General features: G+C 31.6%; 2 protein-coding genes. Both read right to left on the reverse strand.

Going from position 1 to position 1,394, the window contains the following annotated elements; translation table 11 throughout:
* Positions 1-52: 52 nt before the first annotated feature.
* Positions 53-955 carry an IS3 family transposase gene (locus ACVC08_RS00105; RefSeq protein WP_452600488.1) on the reverse strand — a complete coding sequence of 301 codons (903 nt, stop codon included), beginning with the start codon at positions 953-955 and terminating at the stop codon, positions 53-55.
* Complete coding sequence (locus ACVC08_RS00110) at positions 919-1,353, reverse strand: hypothetical protein (protein WP_452598012.1); 435 nt, start codon at positions 1,351-1,353, stop codon at positions 919-921. Before ACVC08_RS00110 ends, ACVC08_RS00105 begins: the two co-directional genes overlap by 37 nt.
* Positions 1,354-1,394 lie beyond the last annotated feature (41 nt).

The raw sequence follows: 1,394 nt of genomic DNA on the forward strand, positions 1-1,394 counted from the left end.
ATGTCTAGTCCTAAATAATCGATACAGATTAATAAAGGATTAAATTTATTATTTAAAGCTGAACAATCCTATGATTGTTCAGCTTTTTTGATTTGTATTGTTTTCTTTTAAGTTTATTTTGTTTGTGCATTTGTATTGGAGTTAACATATGATTAGATAAATGAGGTCTTAGGTTATTATAAATATGGATAGTATTTTTAACGAGAGCTTTCTTTAGCTCTATATCTTTAATAGCACTAGTGACATTAAATTCTTGTTTTAATATACCATTAACACGTTCTGCAATTGCATTTTCATAAGGGTCATATTTTTCAGTCATACTTGACCTGATATCATTATCTTTTAGTAATTTTTGATACTCATTGGAGCAATATTGTAAACCTCTATCAGAGTGGTGTATCAAAGGTTGATTTTTATACATTCTATTAGATAATGCCATAGAGAGCGCTTGTAAAGAACCTTCTACACTTAAACTATTAGAAAGATTGTAACCTACTATTTTTTTAGAATAAGCATCAGTAATTAAGGCCAGATAAGAAGGGGTGCTTCTAGTTCCTACATAAGTAATATCGCTAACCCATATTGTTTCTGGTTTTTCTATCTCTAGATTGCATACTAGATTTTTATGTTTTCTAAAACGATGGTGAGAGTCTGTTGTAATATGGTAACTTCTCTTAGGCTTTATAAGCATACGGTTAGCTCTCAATATTCTAAAAAGTTTATCTCTTCCTACCTTTAAAATCAATAATTCTTTTTTAAGTATATAATAGAGCTTTCTAGTACCAAGCTTAGGCATGCTATTACGGATATTACGCATCAATGCTATAACCTTATGAACAATATATTGTTTATGTTTTCTTGACTTGATAGCTCTATAATAGACCTGTCTATTTAGCTCGAGTAAATCACAGGTAGAAACTAACGTTTCTTTGTACTCTTCTTTAAAGAGGTCGATAACTCGGGTGTGTAATTTTTTCTGATTTGGATGTCATATTCTTTTTCTGCCATATCAACAAGCATATCAAAAATAATAACTTTTTTATCTGCTCGTTCGGCTAGATGTTCTGCTCTTGCTTTCTGCTTCTCCAAAAGTTTAACTTTGGCTTCGAGTTCTAATATTTTTTGCTCAGGGGTTTTTGACATTGTTTTGGGAGCTTGGTTTTCCCAATCAAAGGTACCATATTTTTGCAACCATTTTGTAACAGTAGAATCACCTTGAATACCATATTTCACCTTGGCTTGTGATTTTGTCAAATGACCTTGCTCTACTTCTTCAACTATTTGAAGTTTAAAAGAGAGCGAGTAATCTTTTTGGGTGCGCTTGGTGTACCCATTGTTTTCTGATGTTTTCATTACACTAAGATTTTAGTGTATCGCTATTTTAGGACGGGACA

The organism is Pontimicrobium sp. MEBiC06410, from assembly GCF_053601615.1.